Source organism: Leucobacter sp. GX24907 (genome assembly GCF_053567335.1).
In genome coordinates, this window is sequence record NZ_JBSGPD010000003.1 from 44957 (window position 1) to 70946 (window position 25990).

29 protein-coding genes and 1 tRNA gene are annotated in these 25990 nt (G+C 64.9%); 16 read left to right on the plus strand and 14 right to left on the minus strand.

Annotated features, from left to right (window positions below; all coding sequences use genetic code 11):
• Positions 1-97: 97 nt before the first annotated feature.
• Positions 98-1078 (minus strand): DUF368 domain-containing protein, encoded by a 981-nt coding sequence (locus ACUYV6_RS05290; RefSeq protein ID WP_449277612.1) that lies wholly within the window; start codon positions 1076-1078, stop codon positions 98-100.
• 90 nt (positions 1079-1168) lie between these two features.
• Here ACUYV6_RS05290 and ACUYV6_RS05295 point away from each other — a divergent pair, with 90 nt between their 5' ends.
• The 3 genes from ACUYV6_RS05295 (at position 1169) to ACUYV6_RS05305 (ending at position 3416) form a co-directional block, all read left to right on the plus strand.
• On the plus strand, positions 1169-1882 hold the full coding sequence (locus ACUYV6_RS05295) for a DedA family protein (RefSeq protein WP_449277613.1): 714 nt from the start codon (positions 1169-1171) through the stop codon (positions 1880-1882).
• Between the two features lie 97 nt (positions 1883-1979).
• The gene (locus ACUYV6_RS05300) at positions 1980-2321 is read left to right on the plus strand and encodes an ArsR/SmtB family transcription factor (protein WP_449277614.1); all 342 of its coding nucleotides are present in this window, start codon (positions 1980-1982) and stop codon (positions 2319-2321) included.
• Between the two features lie 102 nt (positions 2322-2423).
• The gene (locus tag ACUYV6_RS05305) at positions 2424-3416 is read left to right on the plus strand and encodes an SRPBCC family protein (RefSeq protein ID WP_449277615.1); all 993 of its coding nucleotides are present in this window, start codon (positions 2424-2426) and stop codon (positions 3414-3416) included.
• A gap of 76 nt (positions 3417-3492) precedes the next feature.
• On the opposite strand, the gene ACUYV6_RS05310 is transcribed toward ACUYV6_RS05305, so the two are convergent.
• A complete protein-coding gene (locus ACUYV6_RS05310; protein WP_449277616.1) occupies positions 3493-4080 on the minus strand; it encodes an HhH-GPD-type base excision DNA repair protein in 588 nt (195 codons plus the stop codon).
• Positions 4081-4118: 38 nt separating this feature from the next.
• Complete coding sequence (locus ACUYV6_RS05315) at positions 4119-4745, minus strand: GyrI-like domain-containing protein (RefSeq protein WP_449277617.1); 627 nt, start codon at positions 4743-4745, stop codon at positions 4119-4121.
• Positions 4746-5192: 447 nt separating this feature from the next.
• Between ACUYV6_RS05315 and ACUYV6_RS05320 the strand changes: the two genes are divergently transcribed.
• The gene (locus tag ACUYV6_RS05320) at positions 5193-5696 is read left to right on the plus strand and encodes an FBP domain-containing protein (protein ID WP_449277618.1); all 504 of its coding nucleotides are present in this window, start codon (positions 5193-5195) and stop codon (positions 5694-5696) included.
• 26 nt (positions 5697-5722) lie between these two features.
• Here the strand turns inward: ACUYV6_RS05320 and ACUYV6_RS05325 are convergent, their stop codons facing one another.
• The 4 genes from ACUYV6_RS05325 to ACUYV6_RS05340 are packed head-to-tail and all read right to left on the minus strand — an operon-like array spanning position 5723 to position 10078.
• Complete coding sequence (locus ACUYV6_RS05325) at positions 5723-7213, minus strand: SulP family inorganic anion transporter (RefSeq protein WP_449277619.1); 1491 nt, start codon at positions 7211-7213, stop codon at positions 5723-5725.
• Positions 7214-7233: 20 nt separating this feature from the next.
• Entirely contained in the window at positions 7234-8124 is an 891-nt protein-coding gene (locus ACUYV6_RS05330; RefSeq protein ID WP_449277620.1) for a hypothetical protein, read from the minus strand.
• A complete protein-coding gene (locus ACUYV6_RS05335; protein WP_449277621.1) occupies positions 8121-8816 on the minus strand; it encodes a LuxR C-terminal-related transcriptional regulator in 696 nt (231 codons plus the stop codon). The genes ACUYV6_RS05330 and ACUYV6_RS05335 overlap by 4 nt, the downstream gene beginning before the upstream one ends.
• Positions 8804-10078 (minus strand): sensor histidine kinase, encoded by a 1275-nt coding sequence (locus ACUYV6_RS05340; RefSeq protein WP_449277622.1) that lies wholly within the window; start codon positions 10076-10078, stop codon positions 8804-8806. The genes ACUYV6_RS05335 and ACUYV6_RS05340 overlap by 13 nt, the downstream gene beginning before the upstream one ends.
• Before the next feature lie 172 nt (positions 10079-10250).
• Between ACUYV6_RS05340 and ACUYV6_RS05345 the strand changes: the two genes are divergently transcribed.
• On the plus strand, positions 10251-11090 hold the full coding sequence (locus tag ACUYV6_RS05345) for an SDR family NAD(P)-dependent oxidoreductase (protein ID WP_449277623.1): 840 nt from the start codon (positions 10251-10253) through the stop codon (positions 11088-11090).
• A gap of 131 nt (positions 11091-11221) precedes the next feature.
• Here ACUYV6_RS05345 and ACUYV6_RS05350 read toward each other — a convergent pair whose 3' ends face one another.
• On the minus strand, positions 11222-12394 hold the full coding sequence (locus ACUYV6_RS05350; protein ID WP_449277624.1) for a glutathione S-transferase C-terminal domain-containing protein: 1173 nt from the start codon (positions 12392-12394) through the stop codon (positions 11222-11224).
• A 131-nt stretch (positions 12395-12525) separates the two neighbouring features.
• Between ACUYV6_RS05350 and ACUYV6_RS05355 the strand changes: the two genes are divergently transcribed.
• A complete protein-coding gene (locus tag ACUYV6_RS05355) occupies positions 12526-13011 on the plus strand; it encodes a fluoride efflux transporter FluC (RefSeq protein ID WP_449277625.1) in 486 nt (161 codons plus the stop codon).
• Positions 13008-13442: a fluoride efflux transporter FluC gene (locus ACUYV6_RS05360; RefSeq protein ID WP_449277626.1), complete on the plus strand. Its 435-nt coding sequence runs from the start codon at positions 13008-13010 to the stop codon at positions 13440-13442. Before ACUYV6_RS05355 ends, ACUYV6_RS05360 begins: the two co-directional genes overlap by 4 nt.
• 123 nt (positions 13443-13565) lie before the next feature.
• Here the strand turns inward: ACUYV6_RS05360 and ACUYV6_RS05365 are convergent, their stop codons facing one another.
• Positions 13566-14195: a hypothetical protein gene (locus ACUYV6_RS05365; protein ID WP_449277627.1), complete on the minus strand. Its 630-nt coding sequence runs from the start codon at positions 14193-14195 to the stop codon at positions 13566-13568.
• A gap of 187 nt (positions 14196-14382) precedes the next feature.
• Between ACUYV6_RS05365 and ACUYV6_RS05370 the strand changes: the two genes are divergently transcribed.
• Positions 14383-14458, plus strand: a tRNA-Lys gene (locus ACUYV6_RS05370).
• A gap of 239 nt (positions 14459-14697) precedes the next feature.
• On the opposite strand, the gene ACUYV6_RS05375 is transcribed toward ACUYV6_RS05370, so the two are convergent.
• Together ACUYV6_RS05375 and ACUYV6_RS05380 are read right to left on the minus strand one after the other, a co-directional pair.
• A complete protein-coding gene (locus ACUYV6_RS05375; protein ID WP_449277628.1) occupies positions 14698-14958 on the minus strand; it encodes a hypothetical protein in 261 nt (86 codons plus the stop codon).
• Between the two features lie 208 nt (positions 14959-15166).
• The gene (locus tag ACUYV6_RS05380; RefSeq protein WP_449277629.1) at positions 15167-16048 is read right to left on the minus strand and encodes a LysR family transcriptional regulator; all 882 of its coding nucleotides are present in this window, start codon (positions 16046-16048) and stop codon (positions 15167-15169) included.
• Positions 16049-16127: 79 nt separating this feature from the next.
• Here ACUYV6_RS05380 and ACUYV6_RS05385 point away from each other — a divergent pair, with 79 nt between their 5' ends.
• Positions 16128-17054 carry an EamA family transporter gene (locus tag ACUYV6_RS05385; RefSeq protein ID WP_449277630.1) on the plus strand — a complete coding sequence of 309 codons (927 nt, stop codon included), beginning with the start codon at positions 16128-16130 and terminating at the stop codon, positions 17052-17054.
• 107 nt (positions 17055-17161) lie between these two features.
• Here the strand turns inward: ACUYV6_RS05385 and ACUYV6_RS05390 are convergent, their stop codons facing one another.
• Positions 17162-17293 carry a hypothetical protein gene (locus tag ACUYV6_RS05390; RefSeq protein ID WP_449277631.1) on the minus strand — a complete coding sequence of 44 codons (132 nt, stop codon included), beginning with the start codon at positions 17291-17293 and terminating at the stop codon, positions 17162-17164.
• Between the two features lie 132 nt (positions 17294-17425).
• Here ACUYV6_RS05390 and ACUYV6_RS05395 point away from each other — a divergent pair, with 132 nt between their 5' ends.
• Both ACUYV6_RS05395 and ACUYV6_RS05400 read left to right on the plus strand, forming a co-directional pair.
• Positions 17426-17788 carry a VOC family protein gene (locus ACUYV6_RS05395; RefSeq protein WP_449277632.1) on the plus strand — a complete coding sequence of 121 codons (363 nt, stop codon included), beginning with the start codon at positions 17426-17428 and terminating at the stop codon, positions 17786-17788.
• A 145-nt stretch (positions 17789-17933) separates the two neighbouring features.
• Positions 17934-18587, plus strand: a complete 654-nt coding sequence (locus ACUYV6_RS05400) for a trimeric intracellular cation channel family protein (protein ID WP_449277633.1) — start codon at positions 17934-17936, stop codon at positions 18585-18587.
• 5 nt (positions 18588-18592) lie between these two features.
• Here the strand turns inward: ACUYV6_RS05400 and ACUYV6_RS05405 are convergent, their stop codons facing one another.
• Positions 18593-19891, minus strand: a complete 1299-nt coding sequence (locus tag ACUYV6_RS05405; protein WP_449277634.1) for an MFS transporter — start codon at positions 19889-19891, stop codon at positions 18593-18595.
• A gap of 12 nt (positions 19892-19903) precedes the next feature.
• Entirely contained in the window at positions 19904-20809 is a 906-nt protein-coding gene (locus tag ACUYV6_RS05410) for a thioredoxin domain-containing protein (RefSeq protein ID WP_449277635.1), read from the minus strand.
• Between the two features lie 65 nt (positions 20810-20874).
• Between ACUYV6_RS05410 and rsmI the strand changes: the two genes are divergently transcribed.
• The 5 genes from rsmI to ACUYV6_RS05435 all read left to right on the plus strand — a co-directional run bounded on the left by rsmI (position 20875) and on the right by ACUYV6_RS05435 (position 25988).
• On the plus strand, positions 20875-21732 hold the full coding sequence (gene rsmI / locus ACUYV6_RS05415; protein WP_449277636.1) for a 16S rRNA (cytidine(1402)-2'-O)-methyltransferase: 858 nt from the start codon (positions 20875-20877) through the stop codon (positions 21730-21732).
• Positions 21729-22226 (plus strand): hypothetical protein, encoded by a 498-nt coding sequence (locus ACUYV6_RS05420; RefSeq protein WP_449277637.1) that lies wholly within the window; start codon positions 21729-21731, stop codon positions 22224-22226. The genes rsmI and ACUYV6_RS05420 overlap by 4 nt, the downstream gene beginning before the upstream one ends.
• 113 nt (positions 22227-22339) lie before the next feature.
• The gene (locus ACUYV6_RS05425) at positions 22340-23317 is read left to right on the plus strand and encodes an FKBP-type peptidyl-prolyl cis-trans isomerase (RefSeq protein WP_449277638.1); all 978 of its coding nucleotides are present in this window, start codon (positions 22340-22342) and stop codon (positions 23315-23317) included.
• A gap of 71 nt (positions 23318-23388) precedes the next feature.
• The gene (gene dxr / locus ACUYV6_RS05430) at positions 23389-24477 is read left to right on the plus strand and encodes a 1-deoxy-D-xylulose-5-phosphate reductoisomerase (RefSeq protein ID WP_449277639.1); all 1089 of its coding nucleotides are present in this window, start codon (positions 23389-23391) and stop codon (positions 24475-24477) included.
• Positions 24478-24545: 68 nt separating this feature from the next.
• Positions 24546-25988 carry a M50 family metallopeptidase gene (locus ACUYV6_RS05435; protein ID WP_449277640.1) on the plus strand — a complete coding sequence of 481 codons (1443 nt, stop codon included), beginning with the start codon at positions 24546-24548 and terminating at the stop codon, positions 25986-25988.
• Positions 25989-25990 lie beyond the last annotated feature (2 nt).

Consider the following 25990-nt stretch of genomic DNA (forward strand, 5'->3'; position numbering starts at 1 on the left):
ACTAGCGCGGATTCGCTGTGACGAGAACGCGGAGCGTTTTCGCGCGATTCGTGCCGCGCTCACTAGCGCGGATTCGCTGTGACGAGAACGCGGAGCGTCAGGTGATCTCGGTGCGCTGCCGCCGGGAAATGCGGGCATCGAGGGCTGCGAGGAACGCTACGACGGCGAATCCTGCGACAGCGAGGCCGAGTGCGAGCGGCCAGTCATCTCCTGGTGTGAGGAGCCCTCGGCTTTCGGTCTGCCACGGCCAGAGTGTACGCATCGCTCCGACCATCACTCCGCTGAGTATGAGGAGGGTGATGCGGCGCCGGTGGTGGAGCAGCCATTCGAGCCCTTTCACGATCGAGATCACGCCGATTACCATGCCGAGTACGAACAGCCCGAGGTAGGCGAAGTTGCGTTCGTCGACGGCGCGCAGGGTCGGCTCGTAGAGGCCGAAGGTGAGGAGCAGGAAGGAGCCTGACAGCCCTGGAAGGAGGAGGGCACTGACGGCGATGGCCGCCGCGACGACGATGACGATCGGTGTCGGCTCGATGTCAGTCGGTGGGAGTGAGACGAGCCAGAATGCGAGGGCTGCGGCGGCGAGGGCAGGGATGATGTGCCCCCAGCGAATATCGCGGGGCCCGGCCATGCGAAGTGGGATCGAGATCGAGGCGAGCACCATGCCGAAGAAGGCTGCGCGGGTGAGCGTCGGGTGCGTATCGACGAGGTCGGCCATGGGGCCGGCGACGGTGAATACCGCAATCGCCATACCGATGAATACGGGGATGATGAGTCGCCACTCGACATGCCGCAGCTGCTGCGCGGCTCGGGAGCCTCGCTCGGGGCCGGTGGCGAGTCTGCGCATTGCCGATACGACGTGCGAGGCAGAACCGATCAGACGGGTGAAGATGCCCGTGACGAGTGCGACGGTGCCGCCTGAGACGCCGGGAACGGTCTCGACGGCGCCAATCGCGGCACCGCGGATGAGATCTCCGATGATGGACGTGCGGCGTTCGCCATAGACCTCCGGATCCCGCTCGTCGCTGGGTTTCCAGTCGATGGGCGGTCCGGAATGGTGTGCGGCGGGATCGGTCACGCCCCGAGTCTACTGGGGCGGCGAATTATCAGTTTGGGAGAAATGTTTCGGGTGACAATACTCACGAGTCCCGAACCGAGAGGTGCCAACGTGAGTCTGATCTGTGCCGCCCTGCACGAGTGCATCACTCAGAGCCAGATCACCCAAGCTCAGATTGGTCCGGCCGCGTTGCTCGGTATCGACTGGTTGGATCCCGAGACTCTGCTCAAGGCTGGTGGGTGGGCTGCGCTGATTCTCGCCTGCGCCTTCGTCTTCCTCGAAACGGGCGTGCTCGTTCTCGCCTTCCTACCCGGAGATTCCCTGCTCTTCACGGTCGGGCTGTTCTCGTCGACCGGCATCATCGACGTGCCCATCTGGATCACCTGCACGCTCCTCTTTCTCTTCGCCTTCTCGGGTGATCAGCTCGGCTTCATGATCGGTCGGAAGCTCGGGCCGGCGATCTTCTCACGGGAGCGGAGTCGGTTCTTCAACCCGGAGAACGTCGCTCGTACGCATGCCTTCTTCGAGAAGCACGGTCCGAAGGCGATCATCATCGCCCGATTCCTTCCGGTCTTCCGTGCCTTCGTCCCGGCGGCGGCCGGAGTGGGGCGGATGGACTATCGTCAATTCGTTGCTTACAACGCGATCGGGGCGTTGCTGTGGGGAGTCGGTGTCACGCTCCTCGGGTTCTTCCTCGGGCAGATTCCATTCGTTCGGGAGTACAGCGAGGTGTTCATCATCGTGCTCGTCTTGATCCCGGGTATCCCGATCCTCATCGAACTGTGGCGAGCGATCGCTGCGAGGCGCTCGCGTCACCGCGCCTGATTCTCATCGCGGTCGATTCATCGAAACGCATTGACTCTGATCTCGCAGCCATCTAACATGAAACCAATTGGTTGTATGTTAAGGAGGTGCAGAGCACATGGACACGGTACTCGGGCACGAACTCAGCGATGAGGCGGTGAATCGCATCTTCCGTGCACTCGCCGACGCCACCAGGCGTGACATCGTGCGACGCACACTCGGGGCCGAAGCCTCCATCTCCGAGCTCGCCCGCGACTACGACATGTCGTTCGCCGCCGTGCAGAAGCATGTCGGCGTGCTCGAGGCAGCAGATCTGGTCGCACGTATTCCCCGAGGAAGGGAGCGCATCATCAGAGGCAACCCCGAAGCCATTCGCCGAGCGCAGCAGCTGCTCAGGCATTTCGAACAGATCTGGCGCGGCCGCATCGACCGTCTCGACGCGCTCCTCGCCGAGCCCTGACCCCGCGTCGCAACTGGCTTCGGCGCATCAAAGAACCACCGCATTTCGCAGCATCACTGCACCACACCCGCACCGTCGCGGATCCAACGAAAGGATTGCATCATGCCCGTCACCGAAATCAACTCCGACCCAGAGGCCCTCACCGTCACCATCATCGCCGACTTCCCAGTCTCCGTGCAGCGGCTCTGGGACGCCTACCTGGATCCGCGTCAGATCGAGCGCTTCTGGGGGCCTCCCGAGTATCCGGCGACCTTTGTGCGCCATGACGGCTTCCCGGGTGGAATCACCAATTTCTGGATGACAGGCCCCGAAGGTGATCGCAGCTACGGTTACTGGAAGTGGGAAGCAGTCGATGCCCTGCGCTCCTTCGAAGTGCTCGACGGCTTCGCGCACGACGACGGAACTCCGAACACCGATTTGCCCTCGATGCGCATGGTGTTCGAGTTCACTGAGACCGCGCTTGGCTCGCGACTCACGACTACGACTAAGTTCCGCTCGCTGGAAGAGCTGGAGCAACTCACCGCGATGGGCATGATCGAGGGCACTCGCGCTGCGATGGGACAGATCGACGCGGTGCTCGAAGATCTACGAGCATTTGCCGCCGATCGTCACACTGACGCGCAGCTCATCGGGGATCGCCAGGTCCGCGTTGCGAGAGTCATCCGAGGCTCACTCGAAGAGGTGTGGCGGGCCCACGTCGACCCCGAGGTGTTGCACCGTTGGCAACTCGGCCCCGACGGCTGGAGCATGCCGGTCTGCGAGTACAGCTCGAAGCCGGGCCAGAAGCTGCGCACCGAGTGGCAGAACGACGAGTCGGGGGAGCGCTTCGGATTCGTCGGAGAGGTCGTCGCAGCTGACCCTCCCCGACGACTCGTCACTACTGAGCGCATGATTTCTCCGGCGGACCCTGACGGGACCGAGAGCCCGGAGTCTCTCAACGAGATGACGCTCACCCCTGTCGAAGGTGGGACACTGCTCGCCTACCTCATCACGTATCCGGATGCTGACATCCGCGAAACCGTGCTCGCGACGGGCATGGTTGACGGCATGGAGACCGGATATGCCCGACTCGAGCAGGAGGTTCTCGGGCGCTAAGCGCAAAGCTCCGGGCGGCGCGGCGGGTCTTACTGTTCAGACGTGACCCGCCGCTTGTGCGTTGGGTGCCGGGCGATCAGCCGCGCTTGGCCGCTGCCTTCATCGCTCGTTTGGTGTCGCGTACCTTGAGCAAGGTCTCGGGTGAGACGATGTCGGCCACGCTGCGATACGAGCCTTCCTCCCCGTACGGCGCCGATACTTCGCGCCAGCCCGCACCCGAGAAACCGCACTGCTTGCCGAGCAGGGCGAGAAAGATCTTCGCCTTCTGATCGCCGAAACCGGGCAGCGACTTCAGGCGCTTCAGCACCGTCTTGCCGTCAGGTTCCGCGCCGTCTGCTGTCGGCTGCGTCCAGATGCCTTCGGCGCGACCGTCCCATTCGTCCACGATCTGCCGACAGAGTGTCTGCACGCGACCGGCCATCGATCCGGGGAAGCGGTGTACCGCCGGGGTCTGCCGGAAGGCCTCGACGAACGCATCGGGATCCGCATCGGCGAGTGTCTGCGCGTCAATCGCGCCGACTCGTTGCTGGATCTTGAGCGGGCCGACGAATGCGACCTCCATGGTGATCTGCTGGTCGAGCAGCATGCCGATCAGCAGTGCAAGCGGATCTTCGGTCAGCAGTCGGTCGGCGTCGGCATCATCGGTGAGGCGGATTTCAGGCATGGTCTCAGTATTGCAAACGACATACTCGATCGCCTCGATCACGAGCGCACGATAACCGGCTGGCGGAGGATGGTGCGCAGCTTAGTGGGGGAAACCCTGCGGAAGTCACTGAAATAGATCTCGTGGTGTTTGCCGTCCACACGCATACCGTTCTCAGGGATGAACTCATTGTGTATCTGTTCGAGAACGGCACCTTCGTTATCGAACGATCCCACGTGGAGAGTCTGCACGCAACGTCCTTCCGTGAGCGATTCGAGACGCACCGAGTCGAGGCTGACGGGCCGGTTCTTTGCAGCGCCGGCCTGCCGGACCGCTTGCGCGAATGAGGTACTGTCGATCCAGCTAGGGACCATGATCATCATTGTCCAGTCCCACTGAGACTTGTCGCGCGCGACCGTGAAAGTATCCATATCTTCGGCCCACCAGATCCCTTCGAGTGGTGGAACGACATAGTCGCGACCAAGCTCTCGCTTGCTGATGAACTTAAGCTTATAGGCGACCGGATACAGGGCAGCCAGTGCCTCCTGGTAAGCCGGAGCAATGTTGGGATCCCCGTGTCCATCGACCATAAGGTATTGCGTATCGGGAATGTCGACGATGCGAAACTGACCCTCTCTGGCCTGATAACCGTCCAGCTTTTTCTTGAAGTCGATCTTTTCAGTCATTGGCACCTACCTTTGAGAGTGGGCAGGTTCTGCATTGAAGTGCTATCTCCATGGCTAACGAACCTGCTGATCAAGCAGCATGCCGATGAGCAGTGCGAGCGGATCTTCGGTCAGCAGACGGTCGGCTTCGGCCTCATCGGTGAGGCGGGTTTCCATGCCGTCCAGTATTGCACTGGGCCCCGGACCGAGGCAGTCTCAGCCGAGACATCGACGCGACAGACCCGAGCGCCACATTGACGGGACGCAGCAGGGCGTACACTGGTCGCGTGAGTTATCGAGAGTTGTACTCCCAGCGTCAGGAGGTCGTCGGCGAAGCGCTCGCCGACGGTGAGTAGCTACGCCGCCTCGGCCGTGCCTGCCGTTCAGGCCCGCACGGCGATGTCGTCGACCCTCATCTCACATATCTAGCGAGCACGCCGCAGCGGTGTGCTCGCGAAAGGCATACCCATGTACCCTCTGACCGAAGACTTCATCCGTGCGTCCTTCATCAATGCATCGCGTAAGGAGGCGAAGGAGCTCGTGCTCCCCGCCTCGTTCCATGAACTTTCCGAAGCGAAATGGCGATCTCTCGACTACTTCGGATGGCGCGACCCGAAGTTCGCCGGACGCGCATACGTCGTACTCCCACGGGAGAACGGTGATCCTGTTGGCATCGCCTTGAAGCAGACGGAAGCGTCGGCTCGATCCCGCCCCATGTGCAATTGGTGCCGTGATGTTCGTCTGCCGAACGACGTCGCGTTCTGGAGTGCGAAGCGCGTCGGTCCCGCTGGCCGCAGAGGCAACACGGTCGGCACGCTGATCTGTCGGGACTTCGAGTGCTCACGCAACGTGCGCAACGACCCGCCGCCGGCCTACGAAGGCTTCGACGTGGCAGCGGCTCGAGAGCGACGAATCGAAGACCTTCGCCTGCGGGCGACCGGCTTCGCCGAAATGCTCATCGCAGGCCGCTAGCTTCGCGCAGTGAGTGCGTGAGCGGGTCACTCGCCACCGAGTGACCCGCTCAGCCTCGAGTGAAATTCCGTCGTCGTCTCATTCATGCCGACGAGTTCCACGTGCTTGCCGCGCTGCTCGTAGCGGGTGATGATCGCGTCGAGTGCGGCAACGGTGGACGCATCCCAGATGTGCGACTGCGACATGTCGATGATGATCCGCTCGGGGTCATCCGCGTACGCGAACATCGTCGTCAGGTCGTTGCTCGACGCGAAGAACAGCTCGCCGGTGACGGTGTAGCAGACACCGTCATCGACGAGGCGTCGATCCACCGCGACGAAGTGCGCCACTCGACGCACGAACAGCACTGAAGCCGTGAGCACGCCCGCGATGACTCCGATCGCGAGGTTGTGCGTCGCGACTACCACCACGACGGTCGTCAGCATGACGAGCGTCTCACTCTTCGGCATGCGCCGCAGGGTGGATGGTGCGATGCTGTGCCAGTCGAAGGCCGCCACCGACACCATGATCATGACGGCGACGAGCGCAGCCATGGGAATCTTGCCGACTGCGTCGCCGAATACAACGACGAGCAGTAGGAGGAAGACTCCGGCGAGCAGCGTCGAGATACGCGTGCGGGCACCTGAGATCTTCACATTCATCATCGTCTGTCCGATCACTGCGCAGCCGCCCATGCCGCCGAATAAACCAGACAGCACGTTCGCTGCGCCCTGCGCCCACGACTCACGCGTCTTGTCGGAGTGCGTATCAGTGATTTCATCGACGAGTTTGGCGGTCATCAGCGACTCCATGAGGCCGACGAGAGCGACGCCGACCGCGTATGGGCCGATGATGCCGAGCGTCTCCCAGCTCAGGGGAATCTGCGGAATGAACAGTTCGGGCAGTGAGCGAGGCAGCTCGCCCTGGTCGCCCACGGTCGGCACGTTCAGGGCGAAGAGTACGGCGATCGCGGTGATGACGATCACTGAGACGAGCGGTGCCGGAACCAGAGTCGTCACGCGCGGCATCACGATGATGAGCAGCACTCCCGCGGCGACTAGCGGGTATACGAGCCACGGGACTCCGATGAGGTGGGGCAACTGCGAGAGGAGCACCAGAATCGCGAGTGAGTTCACGAATCCGACCATGACGCTGCGTGGAATGAAACGCATGAGCTTGGCGACGCCGAGTACGGCGAACAGGATCTGGATCAGACCGGCGAGCATGATCGTCGCGATGAGCATGTCGACGCCATGTTCACGGGCGACCGGTGCGACGACGAGAGCAACGGCTCCGGTCGCCGCGGTGATCATGGCCGGGCGCCCGCCGAGAAACGCGATCGCGATCGCCAAGATGAACGACGAGAAGAGGCCGACCTTCGGATCGACACCGGCGATGATCGAGAACGAGATCGCTTCGGGGATCAGCGCGAGCCCGACGACAAGACCAGCCAGGGCCTCTCGAGTGAGCAACTTCGGAGAGCGCAGTGCCTCCCCGACTGTGGGGGAGGCACTGGGAGGCTGCTGACGAGTCTTCACGAGCCCCTACTGTAACCGGATCAGTGCGTTTGGGGGTTCCCGGGCTTCAGCACGACGGATCCCGCCGAGACGCTTGCTTCGATCGTCCGGGAGGATCCGGGATCGGTGCGGAGGCGGTTGTCGATGTTTCCGGCAGACACCTCACTCTGCACGGAGTAGGCCTCGTCGGGCAGCGCGAGGTCGAGGTTCCCGGCGCTCACATCGATGCCGGTGCGCCGAGGGGCGTCACCTGTCAGCTGCACGTCCGCGCGCCCTGCCGAGAGGTCGAACACCGCTTCTCGCACCGAATCCAGTTGCACATCGACGCGCCCCGCGCTCAGGCTGAGCGACAATGATTGGGCGGATCCGTCAACATCGGCGGCTCCTGCGCTCATGTCGAGGTCAAGGCTGCGGAAGTCGCCGTCAGCACGCAGGCTGCCGGCTGCAACTTCGAGTTCTGCGTCGAGATTGCCAGTGCTCAGTTCTTCGGGGAGGGTGAGCGTGACGCGTGCGGGACCAGCTGAGCACCATCCCAGGCAGAAATCCCAGAAGGGCTGGCCGCTCGTCACGACGAGCTCGTCGTCATCGACCGCCATGTCCCACTGGTACCGGGTGTCGCCAACAACCTCGAGGCGAGCCTCCGGCACGTCGTCGAAACGCAGCTCGAAGTCCGATGCGTTCGATTCGACGTCGATCGACGTCACGCCGTCGACGGCGACCGAGTGCGAGCCTCCGCTACCGGAAGTGCCCGGGGTGCTGAATCCACCGGTGCTTCCGGCCACGACGGCGATGGCTGACGAAGCACCCATACCGAGGAGTGCGAGACCGCCGACAGCCGAGACGATGATGGCGACGGTGCGTGATGCGGTGCGCGATCCCGTACGTGATTCGGTGCCTGCGGACGTGTGTGCTGGGGGAGGGGAGGTACTCATGGTCGGGCTCCTGATTGATCGGGGTGTGTGCCGCTCGGGTGGCCTGGGTTGCTCTCGAGGTGGGCGAGCGCGGCGAGCACTCGGCGGTTGCCGGATTCGTCGGCTTCGAACCCGAGCTTCTGGAAGATCGCCGTAATGTGCTTCTCGATACTCGCCTCCGACAGGTGCAGCAGTGCGGCGATGGCTTGGTTCGACTTGCCCTCGGCAAGCGCTGCAAGCACCGTGCGCTCACGATCGGTGAGGGATCGCATGCGTTCGTCTTGACTGCGCCGTGTGAGCAGCTGTGACACCACTTCGGGGTCGAGCACCATTGCGCCCGCTGCGATGCGCTCGACGTCGGCGACGAACTCTGCGACATCGGCCACGCGATCCTTCAGCAGGTAGCCGAGTGAGGATGAACTCGCCGCGATCAGATCGCTCGCGTAGCGCTCTTCCACGTACTGGGAGAGCACCAGCAGCGGAAGATTCGGGTGGGTCGATCGCAATGCGAGCGCGGCGCGGATGCCTTCGTCGGTGAACGTCGGCGGCAGACGAACATCGAGGATGCACAGTTCAGGCGCATGGTCTGTGACGGCTCGATCGATGTCGGTTGCGTCGTGCAGTGCCGCCACCACCTCGTGACCAGAATGCTCGAGCAGGCGGGCGATGCCCTCGCGCAGCAGTACGGAGTCTTCGCAGATCAGGATGCGCACGGAACGCTCACCTCCACAGTGGTGGGCCCGCCCTGCGGGCTGTCGATGCGAATAGTACCGCCGGCGGCACGAACGCGGTTGGCGAGTCCATCGAGACCTCCGCCCGGCACCACGCGAGCTCCGCCGATGCCGTCATCCCTGACTTCGGCCGTGAGATCGGTGTCGCGCCGTCGCACCGTGACACGGCAAGAGCTCGCTCGGGAGTGCTTCGCCGCGTTGGTCAGCGATTCTGCGATGCAGAAGTACACGGCGGTTTCGGCATCACGGTCGGCATCGTGCGTTCCGAGGCCTCCGGGCGCGGGAAGCCGCACATCGAGCTGCACGGGAATCGGTGATCTCCCGGCCAATGCTGAAAGCGCTGCATCGAGTCCGCGATCCTCGAGGACTGACGCGTGGATGCCACGAGCGAGCTGGCGCAGTTCGGTGATCGCCGCCTTCGTGGAGGTGTGCGCTTCGGCGATGAGTGCCTTCGTCGCGGCGGGGTCGTCGTCGATGCGCTGCTGCGCGAGACCGAGGGTCATTCCGATCGACACCAGCCGCGGCTGCACACCGTCGTGAAGATCCCGTTCGATTCGCGTGCGCTCAACATCGGCCGCGCGTACCGCGCCCTCGCGCTGCTCAGCCGACTGTCGCGCGCGATCCGCCGACTGCTGCGCCTCCGCCGTGAGCCGCTCTTCGGTCGGAGCCGAGGCGATGATCGCCACGCTCAGCGTGCGATGCAGCAGTGCGAGCGCGACGACGGCGGCGAGCGACAACACGATGCCGCCGATCCCGAACAACGGTGCCATACCCGCAGGCACCTCGATGCCGAGCCACCAGTGCTCTGATCTTTCACTGAGCGGGGCGAACAGCAGCCCGATGCTGGTCGCGATGATCCGCACGATGGGCATGAGCAGCATGCCCAGCAGGCACGAGAGCGCGAAGCTCGCGAGCGCCCGCCACATCGCCCCGTCGCCGAGCTGACGCCACAGAGATCGAAGCCACCCGACAAAGCCCGACTGTTCGCCGCGTTGTAACCTCGGCGGCAGCACATCGAGGTCGTAGAGGCCGCTGACGCGCGCCGTCTCGAACCAGCCGAGCCCGTACAGCACGTAGACCGCTCCGACCAGCAGCACCACCCCGACACCGAAGGCGAACAGCAGCCCGAGGCCGGTGCCGATGAGCCCGACGGTCAGCCCGAGGACGGTACTGCCGAGTGTGCCGAGCAGGGCGAGATGCAGGATCGACTGCAACAACCTGAGACGAGGTTTCTGAGAGGTCATGCCTCTACGCTAGGTGCGACGCGCGAGAAGCGGCAGGCAGGAATCCGGAGAGAACGTTCGGGTTTTCCGGAATGCTCGTGCTCGATGCGATGCGATGCGGCGCCGGTGCGACGCGGCGCGCTGCGATGTGCTGCGAATGCGCTGGAAGCGAGGCCGGTGTCAGACTGGGCGCATGGGGTACACCGCGCTGATCACCGGAGCATCGACCGGACTCGGAGCCGAATTCGCCAGGCAGCTCGCTGCGATGCGTGTCGACCTCGTGCTCGTGGCGCGTGACGAAGCACGACTGTCAGCGCTCGCCGCAGAGCTGGAGGCGCAGCACGGGGTACGGATCGAGGTTCTTGTGGCCGATCTCACGGATCCGGTGGCGTCGGGACAGGTGGCCGGTCGGCTGAGCGCTGGTGGCCCCCGCGATGGTGGCGGTGTTGCTGCTGACGGTGGCGGTGTTGTTGCTGACCGCGCAGATGCTGTTGATATCGCGCCCGTCGACATCCTCATCAACAACGCTGGATTCGGCGTATACGAGGGCTTCGAGCGCAGCGCACTCGACGATGAGCGGCGAATGCACGAGCTCCTCTCGTGGGCGCCGTTGCGGCTCGCACACGCGGCGATTCCCGGGATGCTCGCACGCCGACGCGGCTGGATCATGAACGTTGCGAGTGTCGCAGCGTTCACGCCGACCGGCAGTTACGGTTCGGCCAAAGCGGCGATCGTCTCGCTCTCACGCTCATTGAATGCGCGCTATCGCGGGCGCGGTGTGCGGGTGAGCGCACTCTGCCCCGGGTTGCTCGACACCGAGTTCCACGAACGCATGGGTGAGGATCACCTGCCCGCTCTGCCGCGCATCGTCTGGGCGGATACCACGGGTGTAGCCCGCGAAGGCCTCCGCGGCCTCTACCGCGGACGCAGCGTCGTGGTCTCGGACTGGCGCTACCGAATGCTCATGCCGTTCATCCGGGTGTTGCCGGACCGCTGGATGGAGCGTGTATCGATGGTGAACGACGCCGGCTGAGCGGGGCGCTTCGGCCGCTCGGCCGCTCGGCTGCTCGGCCGCTCCCGCGAGCAATGTGTCGCGATGTGTCGCGATGTGCTGCTATTCCACTGGAATAGCAGCACATCGCGACACATTGCTTCCTGAGGTCGCTAGGAGGAGGCGAGCGGACTGTGCCCGGGCACGACACGCTCGTGCTCGGGTGCCGGCCCCGGAGGGGTGCCATCGCCGAACGGATCGCCGCCGAGTCGGTCGCGGTCGTGCGGTTCGAGCCAGTCCGAGAGATCTGGGCCGTCGGGCACGATCCCCGTCGGATTGATATCTGAGTGCGTGACGTAGTAGTGCTGCTTGATCTGCCAGAAGTCGACCGTGTCGCCGAAGCCGGGCGTCTGGAAGAGCTCGCGAGCGTAGCCCCAGAGGTTCGGCATCTGCGTGAGACGGTTGCGGTTGGTCTTGAAATGTCCGTGGTACACCGGATCGAAGCGCACGAGCGTCGTGAAGAGGCGCACATCTGCCTCGGAGATCGTGCCGCCGAACAGGAAGCGACGGGTCGCGAGGCGATCCTCGAGCCAGTCCATGGCCTCCCAGAGTCTGTCGTACGCGGAATCGTAGGCCTCCTGACTGCCCGCGAAGCCGCAACGGTACACGCCGTTGTTGACCTCGGTGAAGATCCGCTCGATGACCGAGCGCATCTCTGCGAAACCCGCCACCTGGCTCTCGGCCCCGAAGCCTGCCAGGAGGTCGGGGGCGCCCGGTCGATGGAACTCACGCCACTCGGTCGAGAAGTCGAGTGTGATCTGCGGGTAGTCGTTCGTCACGACACCGCCCGAAGGAATATCGACGAGTGCCGGGACCGTGATGCCGCGCGGATAGTCGGGGAAGCGGGTGAAATAGTTCTGCTGCAGTCGTTCGGTGCCGAGTACCGGATCGCGGTCGCCCGCGTTGTCGGGAGAGCCGTCGCGGTCGAACGTCCAGGAACGTACATCGTGCACTGGGCCCGGGCGACCCAACGAGATGACCTCCTCGAGCCCGAGCAGGCGTCGCACGATCATCGTCCGGTTTGCCCACGGGCAGGCCGGAGCCGCGACCAATCGGTAACGCCCGGCCTCGACCGGCCAAGCCTCCGCGCCCTCGCTGAGGCCATAGCCGATCGAACCGACCTTGGAAGCCGGCGGCGCCGGGAGGCCACGCACGGCTGCTGGATCGGCCACAATGCGATCCTCGATGTAGTTCGTATCACGGCTGAACTCGGCACCGCTCTGCACGTACGCGCCGCGGGTCGAATACTGATCGTCCTGCTGGTCGTTTTCGGTCTGCTCGCTCATACCCCCGACGATACTCCGGGAGCGCCGAGATCGGGGTGTGCGATTGAATCTCGGCCTGACTTCTGCGTCGTGTTCGCTGCGGCTACAATCTTACTTCGCGGGGGCCGATCCATCGGCGTAGGATCGCGAGGGTGAACCGTCCCCGTCAGCCTGGGGTTGCCGCCAGGCCCCCGCATCTGCACCTGCGCAGCATCGGTCTCGTGATTCTCGGAGGCACACTCGGCACTGCCGCGCGCGAGGCCCTGACACTGGCCTTCCCGCCGGTCAACGGCGTCCCGTTCGCGATCCTCACCATCAACGTCTGCGGCGCGTTCCTGCTCGGCCTGCTGCTCGAATCACTCGTGCGCGCCGGCGGGGAGGAGATACGGCACCGCAATGTGCGCATGCTGGCCGGCACGGGATTCCTCGGCGGATTCACGACGTACAGCGCGCTCGCGACTGACTCGGCGTTGCTCCTCGGTGGTGGTTCTGGTGCCGGTGGCGGTGAAGCGGTCGGTGGGCCTCTGGCCGGGATCCTCTACGCGCTCGGCACCGTGGTCATCGGCGGCATCGCCAGTTGGGGCGGGATCGCAACCGCTGCGGCGATCCGACGTGGCAAGACGGGGGAGCGGTCGTGACGCCCATTCTCTTCGCGCTCGTCGCCGTCGCAGGAGGCCTCGGTGCCGCCGCACGACTCGTGCTTGATGGGGCAATCTCTACCCGCACGGGGCGGATGCGCCGCGCACGCGGACTATCGGCCGCCGACGGGGTGCGGTGGGCGCTGCCGTGGGGCACGATCCTGATCAATAGCAGTGGGTCCCTGATGCTCGGGCTCTTCGTCGGACTCGCGAGTGCGCAGTTGCTCGACGAACGGGCCGTTCTCATCGCCGGAACCGGGTTCCTCGGAGGCTATACGACATTCTCCACTGCGAGTTACGAGACCGTCCGCCTGCTGCAACAGGGCGGGGTCGCTGGGTTCGCGGCCCTGGTCAATGGCTTTGGAGTGGTGGTCGTCGGTACGGCCGCGGCCGGGCTCGGGATCTGGGCAGGCACCGGCCTCTTCCCGTAGTCCGGGAACAGCGGCCGGAACATGAAAGAACCGGACCGCAGAACGCCTCTCGGCGGAAGGCCGCTCGAAGCGGCGAGTTTTGGAGCCCGGGGTTACTGCGGCCCGGCGGCACCCAGTGTACCGCTACTCGAGACTCCCCTCGCGCCACCTGCGGGCGGCTGCCGCGAGTTCATGGGCGAACGCAGAGTAGCGCAGTGCCCGCGTCGTGAGCTCACGAGCATGCTCATCGTCGTGCGCATCGCGGTCGTCGGCGAGTGCCGCAGCGCCGAGCAACATGACACGGCAGTATGAGGCGGAGCGCTCCAGCGCCCCGGCAAGGTCGCCTTGGAAGACACCGCGCAGGATCGTGTCGCACAAGCGCACGATCGACGCCGGAGAGACCGGGTCGCCGGCCCCGGCCACAATCGGATCGATGGTCACCGCGGTGTCGACGCCGCGGGCGAAAAGATCGGCGGTGCCTGCGGGATCGACCGCTGCCACGCGACGCAACAGGTAGAGGCGCCATAACGCACCGGCCAGAGAGTGAGCGTCGGCACTTGCCCAGAGCTCCGCAATATCGTCGATGCCCTCGCTCGCCGCGAGACCGACGACGCGCTCGACAATGTCAGGATCCGACTGGCTGCGCACGCGGTCGAGCAACGCCCATGACGTGTCACGAGCGATACGGCTGGCGGCACCCGGTTCGTCGGAGCCGATGATCCAGTCGAAATCGGAGCTCGGCTGCAGCAAAGGACGCTGATGCTCGCGGGCCATGCGACTCCTCTCGTGACTCGGACGACTCGGCGAGTATACGCCGCATAGCCGAGCTGCGGCACCTCGGGCGCGCGACAGCACCGCAGCGCGCTTGTGTGCACCGGTGTCTCAGCGGGCACTCGTGTCCATCGAGTCCGCGGTATGCCCCGGTGCACGGAGCACTCTTGCATGGCACTAGACTTGTCGCGGGCCTGTAGCTCAGTTGGCAGAGCATCGGACTTTTAATCCGCGGGTCGCGGGTTCGAGCCCCGCCGGGCCCACCACAGACCAACGGCAAAGCGCCCGGTCAGAAAGTATTTCTGGCCGGGCGCTTTCGTGTTTCAGGGGTGGGATCAAGAAGTCCGCGGGTCGGTGTGGGGCAATTCTGGGGCACCCACGGACGCCATTCGGACGAGCAAGCTGCGGAAGCCCGAGAGGGCGGTGTGGCATGAGCGCGACCAAAAGGAAACGCCTCCCTCGGCCCGAAGGACGAGAGAGACGCATGCTGAACGAATCTTCAGCGTTACTTCCAGGACATCGCAGACCCGTAGATGTACCTACCCGACTGCGCCTTCTGTTGCTTGCACTTGTAACGGATCTTGATGTTCTTGGCACCCTGCAGCTTAAGCGTGTGCAGCTTCTTATCCGTGCCCGAGAGACAACCATTCCTCGTGTCGTAGAGCTGGCTCCACGAGGCAGCATGCGCTGGGGTCGCGGCAAACACCCCGCCGAGTACGAGCGCGGCGGTGGCTCCAGTGGCGGCGAGCTTTCTACGGATCGACATGGGGCGTTCCTCTCGTTGGATACGGTCGACTTTTCCACGCTATTGGCAGCACAGGCGCATGTCCATTACCACCTGTTGGACAGAGCAGCATGAGCACCCTGATCCTGCTCGACCTGTTTTGCAGTCGCGCATGTTGCGGCATAGATTGGAACCTCCCTCAGGGTCTGCTGCAGGGGTGTGGTGTCTCGTGTCGTTTGGGCGGCGCGCGTCATCGGTGCAGAGGTCGAGGCAGACTGTCGAGGAACGCTTTGGCTGCCGGTGTGGGGTTGAAGTTGCTCCATGCGAGGTACTCGATGCGGGTGGGGCCCGCCGTGACCGGGATCGTTCGTAGGTTTTCGCTGCCGCTGGGGATGACGGCTGGTGAGAGCAGGGCGACGACGAGGCCCTGCCCGACCAGATCGAGGATGAGGTTGGTGCTCATGGCCTCGAAGGCGACTTCGCGATGGACACCGGCGGACTGGAACGCGAGGTCTGAGGGGATGCGGCCCGGTGTGCCCTCGGGGAAGTCCACGAACGCCTCACTGGCCAAATCCTCCAACCGCAATCTACGGCGAGCGGCGAGCGGGTGATCGACGGAGATGACGGCGACGAGCCGCTCTTTTGCCAAGGCTCGCGTGCTCACTCCCGTTGGTGATGTGCTCTCGGGTAGACCGAGCACGGCGACATCCATGCTGCCCGCGCCGATCGCGGCGATGAACTCGTCGCTTCCGCCGCCCCTGAGCCTGATTTTCACCGCAGGGTGCGAGCGGTGGAATCGTCCGAGCGCGGCAGGGATGTCGATCGTGGTCACGGTCGGGATCACGCCGACAGTCAGGGAGCCGCGAATTTGACCGTTCGCCGCTGCTGCCTCCGAGACAGCGAGTTCGGCGGCGTCGAGGCTCGCACGCGCGTGTACCAGGAACGCTTCACCGGCGGCGGTGAGTTCGACGCGTCGACTGCTGCGGGCGAACAGCGTGACCCCGAGCTCGTGTTCGAGCGCTTTGATCTGGTGACTGAGCGAAGACTGCACCACGAAGCACCGCTCCGCCGCGCGGGTGAAGTTCTTCTCCTCGGCGATAGCGACGACGTACCGCAGCTGTTGCAATTCCATACATCTATGGTTTCAGTTCATTCTTGGTATGACAATAATCTGTTGGCCTCATAGATGAGCCCAGTCCGACGATGGAGTCATGAACACCACGACGCCCCAACCTGTGCCTGCGAGCACCCCGAGAATCACTGCGAACCGTGTGGGGTGGACGGCGTTGACCGCAATCGCGCCGATGGTGTGGGGCACGACCTACATCGTCACCACCCACATGCTGCCCGAGGGCCACCCGTTGTTTGCGGCGATGATGCGATCGCTCCCCGCGGGTCTCATCGCGCTGCTCATCGCCTGGCAACTGCCGCGCGGGTCGTGGTGGTGGAAGAGCTTTGTGCTCGGCATCTTGAACATGGGCGCGTTCTTCCCACTGCTGTTCGTCGCCGCACAGGAACTCCCCGGTGGCGTCGCAGCCACGTTGGGTGCGGCGCAGCCGATCGTCATCGCGTTCCTGGCGGTGGCGATCTTGCACGAGAAACTGTCGGTCTGGCGTGTCTGCTGGGGCGTGCTCGGGATGGGCGGCGTCGCGCTCGTCGTCCTCGGTCCGGATGCGGCCATGTCACCTACCGGGGTCTGCGCGGGCCTCGCCGGGGCCGCTTCGATGGGGGTGGGCGTCGTGCTCACCAAGAAGTGGGGTCGCCCCGAGGGAGTCTCCGCGGTGACCCTGGCCGGGTGGCAACTCACCGCTGCGGGGCTCGTACTCCTGCTCCCTGCGTTCCTCATCGACGGTGTTCCGCTCGGTATCGACGGCACGGCCTTGCTCGGCTACGCCTGGCTGGGCCTGATCGGGGCATTCCTGACGTACACGGTCTGGTTCTCCGGCATTCGTCGCCTGCCAGTCACGGCGACCGCGTTGCTCGGGCTGATCTCCCCGCTGGTGGCCGCGATCCTCGGCGCCGCTGTGGCCGGTGAAGCCCTCACCGTGGTGCAGCTCCTCGGCTTCGCCGTCGCTCTGACCGCGATGGTCGCCGGTCAACTCCCGTCCCCGGCACAGCAGGCACAGACTCCATCATGAGACTCGCCGTATGCGGTGCCACAGGCTTCGGCCTCTTCGAGATCACCGGGATCGCCTTGTCGCTCGTCTTCTTCTGACATGAGGGTGGCCGACGAGTATGTACTCGGTCAGTTCATGGTCGGGCCGGTCGAGGGCGAGAACACTTCCGCTCCATTGCCCTGCTTCGTAGCTTCGATTCGAACTCGGCCGGCGAAGATCTCCGGGAGGCCGTTCTCGTCGAATGCGAGCACGTCGACCAAGTCGATGCCTCGGACGGTGCCGTCCGACTAATACGCGATGCCCCACTCCTCGAGTTTGAGGGGCATGTACTGAGCTCCTTCGGTAACGAACAGGCCCCGATCTTGCTGAGCACCACCGGATATCCTTCCTGCATGGAGATCCGCCGCGCTATGCCCGTCATCAAGACGACCGAGCCGACGAGGGCCCGAGCCTTCTACGAGGGGTTCCTCGGCTTTCGCGTCGCCATGGACCAAGACGGAATGCTCATGCTCGCGTCGACCAGTACTCCGACCACGCAGCTGATCGTCACCTGGCCGAGTGCAACCGCGGTCGACCCAGAAGTGCTCGACGTCGACGTCTCGATCGAGGTTGCCGATGTCGACGCTGCTCACGCGGAGGCGCTGGCAGAGGGGCTCGAGATCGTTCGTGAGTTGCGGGACGAGACCTGGGGCATCCGCCGCTTCTTCGTACGCGATCCGTCAGGGCGCACGATCAACATCGCCAGCCACATCTAGCAACGCGCCACCCCGCATCACGCTCGAGTCGCACGCGTTTCCAGCGACCTCACGATGCTCGCTCCGATTCTGGATGCCGCGCTGGGCATGGGCGAGGTCGGGTCCGGCGTCGAGCATGCTGATATCTTGTGATCGGCGCATACAGTTGAGCGGAGAGGGACACGGAATCGTGTGGGGCGACATCGTCTACGAGGTGATGCAGCTCGCAGGTATCCTCGCGTTCGCTATCTCCGGGGCTCTCGTCGGGGTGCGACGTAACCTCGATCTGCTCGGGGTGATCGTGGTCGGGCTCGCCACAGGGCTGGGCGGCGGCATCATCCGTGACATGCTCCTCGGAGTGCACCCGCCCGTGTCATTCGTGCACTGGCCGAACTTCGCGGTTGCTGCGGCAGGATCGCTTGCCGTGTTCCTCTTCCACCCGACGCTCTCTCGAATCCGCCGATTCGAGATCATGTTCGACGCTTTCGGCCTGGGACTCTTCTCGGCAAGTGTTTCGGCGGCGGCGATGGACAATGAGCAGGGCCCACTCACCGCGGTGATCGTCGGCGTGCTCACCGCGGTCGGCGGCGGCGTCATCCGCGACGTCTTGGTCAACCACGTGCCCGCCGTGCTGACGCGCGAGCTCTACGCCGTCTCCGCGCTCGCGGGCTCGCTGATCGTTGTGATCGTCATGCTGAGCGGAGGCGCTGCCATCGCAGCCTCGCTGCTCGGGGGAGCAGTCGCCGTCACACTGCGTTTGCTCTCCGTGGCCTACGGATGGCACCTGCCCCGCCCGCGCCTCTCCGAGCGGGAGGACTGACGACGTCAGGCGATCCGGATCGGACCCGTACGCGCCTTCGGCTCCCGTCCGGAGGGAGTCAACACCCAGTTGACGAGACCCGCGACGACGGCGACTCCAGCTGCGCACGCTGGCAACTGCAGTGCGGCCTCGACACCCGCGTGCTCGGCGATCATCCCGGTCAGTGCGGACGCCGTCGATTGGCCCAGTACGATCCCCGAACCGAGCATCGTCATGACGGTCGCCGATCGGCCCTCCGGGCTGCGGGCGGTGCCGAAACTGTAGAGGGTCACGAGCAACGGGCCGATCCCGAGCCCCGTGACCGCGAGTCCGATTGCGACCGTGATCGTATCGTCGGCGCCCGCGATGATCAGTTCGCCGCTGAGCACGAACGCGACGAATACGAGCCACCGGTACCGCAGCGTGAAGCGGGGCGAGAAGAAGGCGACGCAGATGGCGAGGATCGCTGACCCGACGCCCATGATCCCGTACAGCAGGCCGGCGCTTTCGGCAGACCCTTCGCGCTGCATGAACGCGGTGAGCGCGGTGAGCGTTGTACCGAAGACCAGGCCGACCCCGAAGATTCCGAGGACGACGATGAGCAGACGTGGCAGCACGAGCTCGGCAGCGGGCGCGAGCGTGGCAGCCCGCTCTGCTTGCGAGACTCCGCTCGTGCTCGTGCGGTGCATCGCAAACGCGATGACGAAGATGAGCGTGAGCGCCGCGGCGCCCGCGATGGGGGCCCAGGCTCCGAACAGCACGGCGAGCAGTCCGACGACTACGGGACCGAAGACGAATACCACCTCATCGGCGGCGGACTCGTAGGCAAGCACCGTGCTGATCGTGCGGGGTCGGCGCTCGTGCGACAGATTCGCCTGAATCGTGGTCACGAGGCGCGCGCGCGACATCGGCGAGATCTGCGGCCCCGAAGCGCCGACGATGAACGCGATCGCGAAGAGTGCGAGCGATGGGAGCGGGCTATAGGCGACCCAGGCAAGGGCGCCGAGTGCGATGCTGTTGACGATCGCGGTGACAAGCAGGGCGGGGCGCTGGCCGAAGCGGTCAGCCGCCGCACCCACGAGCGGGCCGATGAACGCCGACCCCACGCCGACCATCGCCGAACCGAGACCGCCGAGGCCGACGGAATCGCGGGCCGAGACGATGAGCGTCAGCACACCGACGACCATCATCGCGAAGGGCAGCCGCGCGATGAGGGCGAGGGGAAAGTAGGCGAATCCGGTCAGTCCGAACAGAGTGGGTGACGAGTCGCTCGCGTCGGGCTGGGAATGCAGCGGATCGTCGGGCTGCGGAGGTGTCTGGGGCATAGCCGATCTACTCTAGCCGACTGCGACACCCTGCTGTTCGAGGAAGGCCTTGAACTCTTCGGCGTCTGCGGGGGAGCCCTCATAGGGTTCGCCGCTCACGACCGCGAGCGGCGTTCCTTCAATGCTCAGTTCGTCGTCGACGGCGTTCGGCACCGGGGTGGCGAAGCTCCACTGATTGATTGCGGCGGCAAAGGGGACGAAGGTTTCGTTCGTGATGCAGGATCGCGTCTCGTCGTCGAGACCATCCGCGATCCCATCGATCTCGTCTGCGATCTCCTCGTTCGTATACCCACGGGCGCTCTCGGTCGGCATGAATTCGGGGTCGAGTAGGGCGCGATGCGCATCCCAGGTGAGTTCGGGTCGGCTGTCGGCGAGGCACGCCATTGCTGAGGAGACCCGCGACGAGTAGTAGTCGGTCTCATCGACGCGATCAAGGAAGGTCAGGGTGCGCACTTCGAGCGTCGCAGATCCGGATGCGACTGCCTCTTCCAGGGTGTCGCCGTTCACCATCTCGAACTGCGAGCACACGGGGCAGCGGTAGTCGACGTAGAGCACGATGTCGGAGGATCCGGTGCCGCGGTCGACGTCGTACGGGCGAGGCAGCTCGTTATCGTCGAGAGCTTCCGAGGCCCGGGGGAGGAGTGCCCCACCCCGCTCTTCGAAGAGGATTCCGCCGCTCACCATGTTCTGCGGCCAGACGACGTCTGGATACTCGAGTGCGCCATTCTCATCCGTGGCGCGAGGCTCCTCAGCTGCTCCGGTGCTGAGATCCGTCGCCCCGGTGCGGAGTGCCACGACCGCCACGACCAGGATGGTGAAGGCCGCCGCAACGACCGCCGCGATGAACCAGATGCGACGCTTCGAAGAGTTCCTCTCGCGGTTCGGTGGAGACGGTTGAGGAGAGGGCGCAGAGGTCATACGTGCAATTCTGTCAGGCCGCGGTGGGGCGGACGGTGGGAGCCCTGCGAGAGTACGATTGAGGCATGCTCCTGCTCGCAGCCACGCCCATCGGAAACCTGGGCGATGCCTCGATCAGGCTCCGTCAGACACTGAGTGAAGCGCGCGTCGTGGCGGCTGAGGACACGAGACGGACCGCGCAGCTGCTGCGCCTGCTCGAGATCGAGAATCGGCCGGAACTCGTGGCGCTGCACGATCACAACGAGCAGCAGCTCGCCGAAGCTCTCGTCGCTCGTGCTGCGCAGGAGGACATCGTCCTGGTCAGCGATGCCGGCATGCCGACCGTCTCCGATCCCGGATTCCGGGTGGTGCAACTCGCTGCTGAGCGCGGCGTCGAAGTGAGCGCGATCCCCGGCCCGAGCGCCGTGATCACGGCGCTCGCGGTGGCTGGCCTTCCGACCGACCGGTTCGCCTTCGAAGGGTTTCTGCCGCGGAAGCAGGGGGAGCGGGCCCGCGCTCTGGCAGAGCTCTCGGGCGAGCGCCGTACCCTCGTGTTCTTCGAGGCTCCAACCCGTCTCGCGTCATCCCTGGAAGCACTCGCAGAATCGTTCGGCGCCGATCGCCCGGCCGCCGTCTGCCGTGAACTCACCAAACTGCACGAAGAAGTGCGAAGGGGGCCGCTCGGCGAACTCGCGGAATGGGCCGCAGAGGGCGTACGTGGCGAGATCGTCGTGGTGGTCGGCGGTGCGGCGGCGGCGTCGGTTTCTCCGGAGGCGGCACTCACCGAGGTGCAACGCCGAGTCGCATCGGGTGAGCGGCTCAAAGATGCGGCGCGAGACGTCGCCGAAGCGTCCAGGCTCTCCAGCAGACAGCTGTACCAGGCCGCGCTCGCCGCGCGGGAGACGAAGGCGGACGCGGTCCCGCAGAGAGGGGTCAAGTCATGAGTGAGCAGCGGACCACAGGAGCCGGGGCCGAACGCGCGATCGTGAGCGTCGAGCTGTGGAGGATCGCGCTCGTCGTGCTCTGGATCGGCCTGGTCGCTGCGATCTCCTTCATCGAGGCACCCCTCAAGTTCCAGGCGCCGGGCATCACGATTCCGCTCGGTCTCGGGATCGGCCGGCTCGTGTTCACGGCTCTGAACGCGGTCGAAGGAGCGCTGCTCATAGCGCTTGCCGTTCTCGCGTTTCTCCCGAATGCGGCCCGGCTTACCCGGGCCCGACTGACCTGGCTCGCGGCACTCGCGGTCGTGTTCCTCATCAAGGTGCTCGCCGTCAGACCGCCGCTCAACGCGCGTACCGATCTGGTGCTGGCCGGAGCCGACCCGGGGCAGTCGCCCTGGCACTACGTCTACATCGCCTGCGACCTCGCTACCCTGGTGCTGCTCGTGATCATCGCTGCAGGAACGGGTCGGGCGATCCTTCGCTCTGTCGAGCCCTGAGCACGCGAGCCCTGCTTTCCTGATCGCAGTTCACCTTCAGGTGGCGAACAGGTGGGTGGGGCAGGATCGAGAAGTTGCGAACCTGCGACGGCCCCAACGTTCAGTGTGAGGAAATGAATTCAGTGAAGCGCACGCGTGCCCTGCTGGCGATCGCAGCAGCGACCACCCTTCTCTTAACCGCCTGTAGCGGCAGCTCATCCGAATCCGGCCTCTCCGAAGACGCAGCCGGCGTCGCATGCACCACCGGTGGCACTTCGAGTGAGGCCGTCACCGTCTCGGGCGACTTCGGCGAAGAGCTCGAGCTCACCTCCGAGACTCCCGTCTCATCGAAGGAGCTCGAGCGCACGGTCATGACCGAAGGCGCAGGTAAGGCGTTGGAGGAGGGCGACACCATCAGTGCCTCCATGACGACCTTCAACGGTGCGAGCGGCGACGTCATCCAGCATGTTCCCGCGAGCGAGCTCGAGTTGACGAAGGACTCGCTGAACAGTTGGGCCTACGAGGCGATGCGCTGTGCTCAGCCCGACCAGCGCGTCGCACTTGTGGTTCCCGCGGCCGACGTGCTCGGCGGCGCCAGCCCGGAGGAGGCCGGCGTGCCCGACATGACCGCTGACGACTCCTTCGTCATCGTCATGGACTTCGCCGAGATCGAGACGTGCGAGACCATGACGCCGCGCGATGAGAAGTACCCCGACGTCGAAACCTTCGAAGACAAGGCACCCGAGATCGAGATTCCCTCGTGCATGGAGGCACCGGAGAAGCTCGAAGTCGATGTGCTGCAGGAAGGTGACGGCGCTGAGGTGCAGCCGGGTGACGAGGTCACGGTGAACTACCGAGGTGTTATCTGGCGCACGGGTCAAGAATTCGATTCGAGCTGGAGCCGCGGCGAGCCCGCCAAGTTCACGACGGACGGCGTGATCGGCGGGTTCCAGAAGGCTCTCGAAGGGCAGAAGGTCGGCTCGACCATCATGTCGATCGTGCCGGCAGAGGACGGCGGATACGGTGCGGAAGGATTGCAGTCGCAGGGACACGAGCCCGACGACGTGATGGTCTTCGTACTGGATATCGTCGATACGAGCAGCGCGGAGTGATCCTGAGCGAACGTTAGCCCGGCCCCGCGCACCGGCTGCGACGGCGACGCGCCTCATGACACACTGGATGCATGAGGCGCGTCGTCATTCTGGGGTCCACGGGTTCGATCGGCGAGCAGGCTCTCGATGTGGTTCGGAAGAACCCGTCGCAGTTTCAGGTCGTCGGGCTCGCTGCGGGCTCGCAACGCGAGGTCGTCGCGAATCAGGCCGATGAGTTCAACGTCGAGCACATCGCCTTCGGATCCGATGAGGCGTCGGCGCTCGTACGGGACGTGCCCGCTGACGTCGTACTGAACGGCATCACGGGGTCTGTCGGGCTCGGGCCGACGCTCGCAGCTCTCGACGCGGGCCGCACGCTAGCACTCGCGAACAAAGAATCGCTCATCGTCGGTGGTGACCTGGTGACCCAACGCGCGAAGCCGGGGCAGATCGTGCCCGTCGACTCCGAGCATTCCGCCATTGCGCAGGCGCTCCGTTCAGGAGTTCCGTCTGAGGTTCGTCGCCTCATCATCACGGCTTCGGGCGGCCCGTTCCGCGGACGCAAGCGGAAGTCGCTGCATAACGTCACCCCGGAGGAGACCCTCGCGCATCCGACCTGGAACATGGGTCGCGTCGTCACGACCAATTCGGCCACGCTCGTGAACAAGGGGCTCGAGGTGATCGAAGCCCATCTGCTCTTCGGCGTCTCATACGGCGACATCGAGGTCGTCGTCCACCCGCAGTCCATCGTCCACTCCATGGTCGAGTTCATCGATGGATCCACGATCGCCCAGGCATCACCGCCCGACATGCGTCTGCCGATCGCGCTCGGCCTATCCTGGCCCGAGCGTATCTCGGGCGTCGGAGCTCCGCTCGACTGGTCGACGGCGAAAAGCTGGGACTTCGAGCCCCTCGATGAGGCGACATTTCCCGCTGTCGCTCTCGCGAAAGAGGTCGGACGGGCGCAGAGAACCTATCCTGCCGTCTATAACGCGGCAAACGAGGAGGCCGTCGCTGCGTTTCACGAGGGGCGCATCGGGTTCCTCGACATCGTGGACACGGTGAGTCGCGTACTCGAGAAGCACGAAGCTCCGGAGCAGCTCACGCTGGAGTCGCTCGCCGAGGCGGAGACCGCAGCACGCGCCCTCGCGCAGGAGTTCATCTCTGCCTCTGGCGGCTGATCCTGAAGGAACGCCTGGGCCCGTGTGCATCGCAGGATCCCTCAAGGGCGGCGCAGTAGCCTGAACGGGTGCTCGACATCTTGCTCTATGTCCTCGGGATCCTCATCATTCTGGTGGGCCTTGCCGTTTCCATCGGCCTGCACGAGGTCGGTCATCTTCTGCCCGCGAAGCTCTTCGGAGTGCGGGTCACGCAGTACATGGTGGGCTTCGGCCGCACCATCTGGTCGACGAAGCGCGGCGAGACGGAGTACGGGATCAAGGCGGTGCCGCTGGGCGGCTATGTCGCGATGACCGGCATGTACCCGCCCGCGAAGGCGGGTGCTGCGCCGCGCCCCTCGACGACCGGGTTCCTCAACACCGTCGTTCAGGAGGGTGTACCTGAGAAGACTGACACGAGCGCTGATGTTTCTGCGGGAGACGCTGCAGACGCAGGTGCTTCGGGGCGGGGCCTTTCGGGAATGGTCGGCGAGGCCAGGCAGGCGAGTGCTGAGACGATCCTGGATGGTGAGGATCACCGGACCTTCTACCGACTTCCCGCGTGGAAGAAGATCGTCGTCATGCTGGGCGGCCCGGTCATGAACCTGATCCTCGCGGTGCTCTTCTTCGGCATCGTGATCTCGGGCTTCGGCATGCCGCAGAGCACCACCACGCTGGGGTCGCTCAGCGAGTGCCTCGTGCCCGCGACGAGTACGGCGACGAGCTGCTCGGACGACGACCCGGTCGCTCCTGCGGCCGCGGCCGGGCTCGAACCCGGAGATCGGATCGTCTCCGTCGACGGCACTGCGATCACTGATTGGGAGCAGTTCCGATCCATCGTCTCCGATTCGCCGGAGCAGACACTGTCGGTCGTCGTTGAACGCACCGTCGACGGCACGGCGGCGGAGCAGGAAGTAAAGCTCGTCCCTGCAGAGAACCCGCGTCAGGTGTTCGATGAGGCGGGCAACCCGCTCACCGATGCATCAGGTGATCCCGTCGTCGAGACCGTCGGCATGATCGGTGCAACGCCGACCTCTGAACTGCAGCGGGAACCGATCACCGAGATACCGGGGTTCGTCGCTCAGCGCACCGGCGAGGTCGTCGGCGTGGTGATTCGCCTTCCGGAACGCATGGTCGACGTGTGGAACGCGGCATTCGGATCCGATGAACGCGACCCCAATGGCCCGATCGGCCCCGTTGGCGTCGGGCGTATCGCCGGCGAGATCGCGAGTATGGATGAGGCCCCGGTCGCGGCGCGGGTGCAGAGCATGTTCGGTCTGCTCGGTTCGCTCAACCTCGCCCTGTTCGTGTTCAACCTGATTCCCCTGATGCCGCTCGATGGCGGCCACATCGCGGGTGCGATCTATGAGTGGCTCAAGCGCGGCTTCGCACGGCTGCGGAAGCGTCCCGATCCCGGGCCCATCGACACCGCGAAGATGGTCCCGGTGACTTTCGCCGTCGTGATCGTGCTCGGCGCGATGTCGCTTCTGCTCGCCTACGCAGACCTCGTCAAGCCCGTGTCGCTGTTCGGCTGACT

Excerpts from the sequence above, each read along its gene's own strand:
- ACUYV6_RS05300 (WP_449277614.1), top strand. The coding sequence starts at position 1,980 with ATGGACACGGTACTCGGGCACGAACTCAGCGATGAGGCGGTGAATCGC.
- ACUYV6_RS05305 (WP_449277615.1), top strand. The coding sequence starts at position 2,424 with ATGCCCGTCACCGAAATCAACTCCGACCCAGAGGCCCTCACCGTCACC.
- ACUYV6_RS05310 (WP_449277616.1), bottom strand. The coding sequence starts at position 4,080 with ATGCCTGAAATCCGCCTCACCGATGATGCCGACGCCGACCGACTGCTG.
- ACUYV6_RS05315 (WP_449277617.1), bottom strand. The coding sequence starts at position 4,745 with ATGACTGAAAAGATCGACTTCAAGAAAAAGCTGGACGGTTATCAGGCC.
- ACUYV6_RS05320 (WP_449277618.1), top strand. The coding sequence starts at position 5,193 with ATGTACCCTCTGACCGAAGACTTCATCCGTGCGTCCTTCATCAATGCA.
- ACUYV6_RS05330 (WP_449277620.1), bottom strand. The coding sequence starts at position 8,124 with ATGAGTACCTCCCCTCCCCCAGCACACACGTCCGCAGGCACCGAATCA.
- ACUYV6_RS05340 (WP_449277622.1), bottom strand. The coding sequence starts at position 10,078 with ATGACCTCTCAGAAACCTCGTCTCAGGTTGTTGCAGTCGATCCTGCAT.
- ACUYV6_RS05345 (WP_449277623.1), top strand. The coding sequence starts at position 10,251 with ATGGGGTACACCGCGCTGATCACCGGAGCATCGACCGGACTCGGAGCC.
- ACUYV6_RS05350 (WP_449277624.1), bottom strand. The coding sequence starts at position 12,394 with ATGAGCGAGCAGACCGAAAACGACCAGCAGGACGATCAGTATTCGACC.
- ACUYV6_RS05365 (WP_449277627.1), bottom strand. The coding sequence starts at position 14,195 with ATGGCCCGCGAGCATCAGCGTCCTTTGCTGCAGCCGAGCTCCGATTTC.
- ACUYV6_RS05375 (WP_449277628.1), bottom strand. The coding sequence starts at position 14,958 with ATGTCGATCCGTAGAAAGCTCGCCGCCACTGGAGCCACCGCCGCGCTC.
- ACUYV6_RS05380 (WP_449277629.1), bottom strand. The coding sequence starts at position 16,048 with ATGGAATTGCAACAGCTGCGGTACGTCGTCGCTATCGCCGAGGAGAAG.
- ACUYV6_RS05385 (WP_449277630.1), top strand. The coding sequence starts at position 16,128 with ATGAACACCACGACGCCCCAACCTGTGCCTGCGAGCACCCCGAGAATC.
- ACUYV6_RS05395 (WP_449277632.1), top strand. The coding sequence starts at position 17,426 with ATGGAGATCCGCCGCGCTATGCCCGTCATCAAGACGACCGAGCCGACG.
- ACUYV6_RS05405 (WP_449277634.1), bottom strand. The coding sequence starts at position 19,891 with ATGCCCCAGACACCTCCGCAGCCCGACGATCCGCTGCATTCCCAGCCC.
- ACUYV6_RS05410 (WP_449277635.1), bottom strand. The coding sequence starts at position 20,809 with ATGACCTCTGCGCCCTCTCCTCAACCGTCTCCACCGAACCGCGAGAGG.
- rsmI (WP_449277636.1), top strand. The coding sequence starts at position 20,875 with ATGCTCCTGCTCGCAGCCACGCCCATCGGAAACCTGGGCGATGCCTCG.
- ACUYV6_RS05420 (WP_449277637.1), top strand. The coding sequence starts at position 21,729 with ATGAGTGAGCAGCGGACCACAGGAGCCGGGGCCGAACGCGCGATCGTG.
- ACUYV6_RS05425 (WP_449277638.1), top strand. The coding sequence starts at position 22,340 with ATGAATTCAGTGAAGCGCACGCGTGCCCTGCTGGCGATCGCAGCAGCG.
- dxr (WP_449277639.1), top strand. The coding sequence starts at position 23,389 with ATGAGGCGCGTCGTCATTCTGGGGTCCACGGGTTCGATCGGCGAGCAG.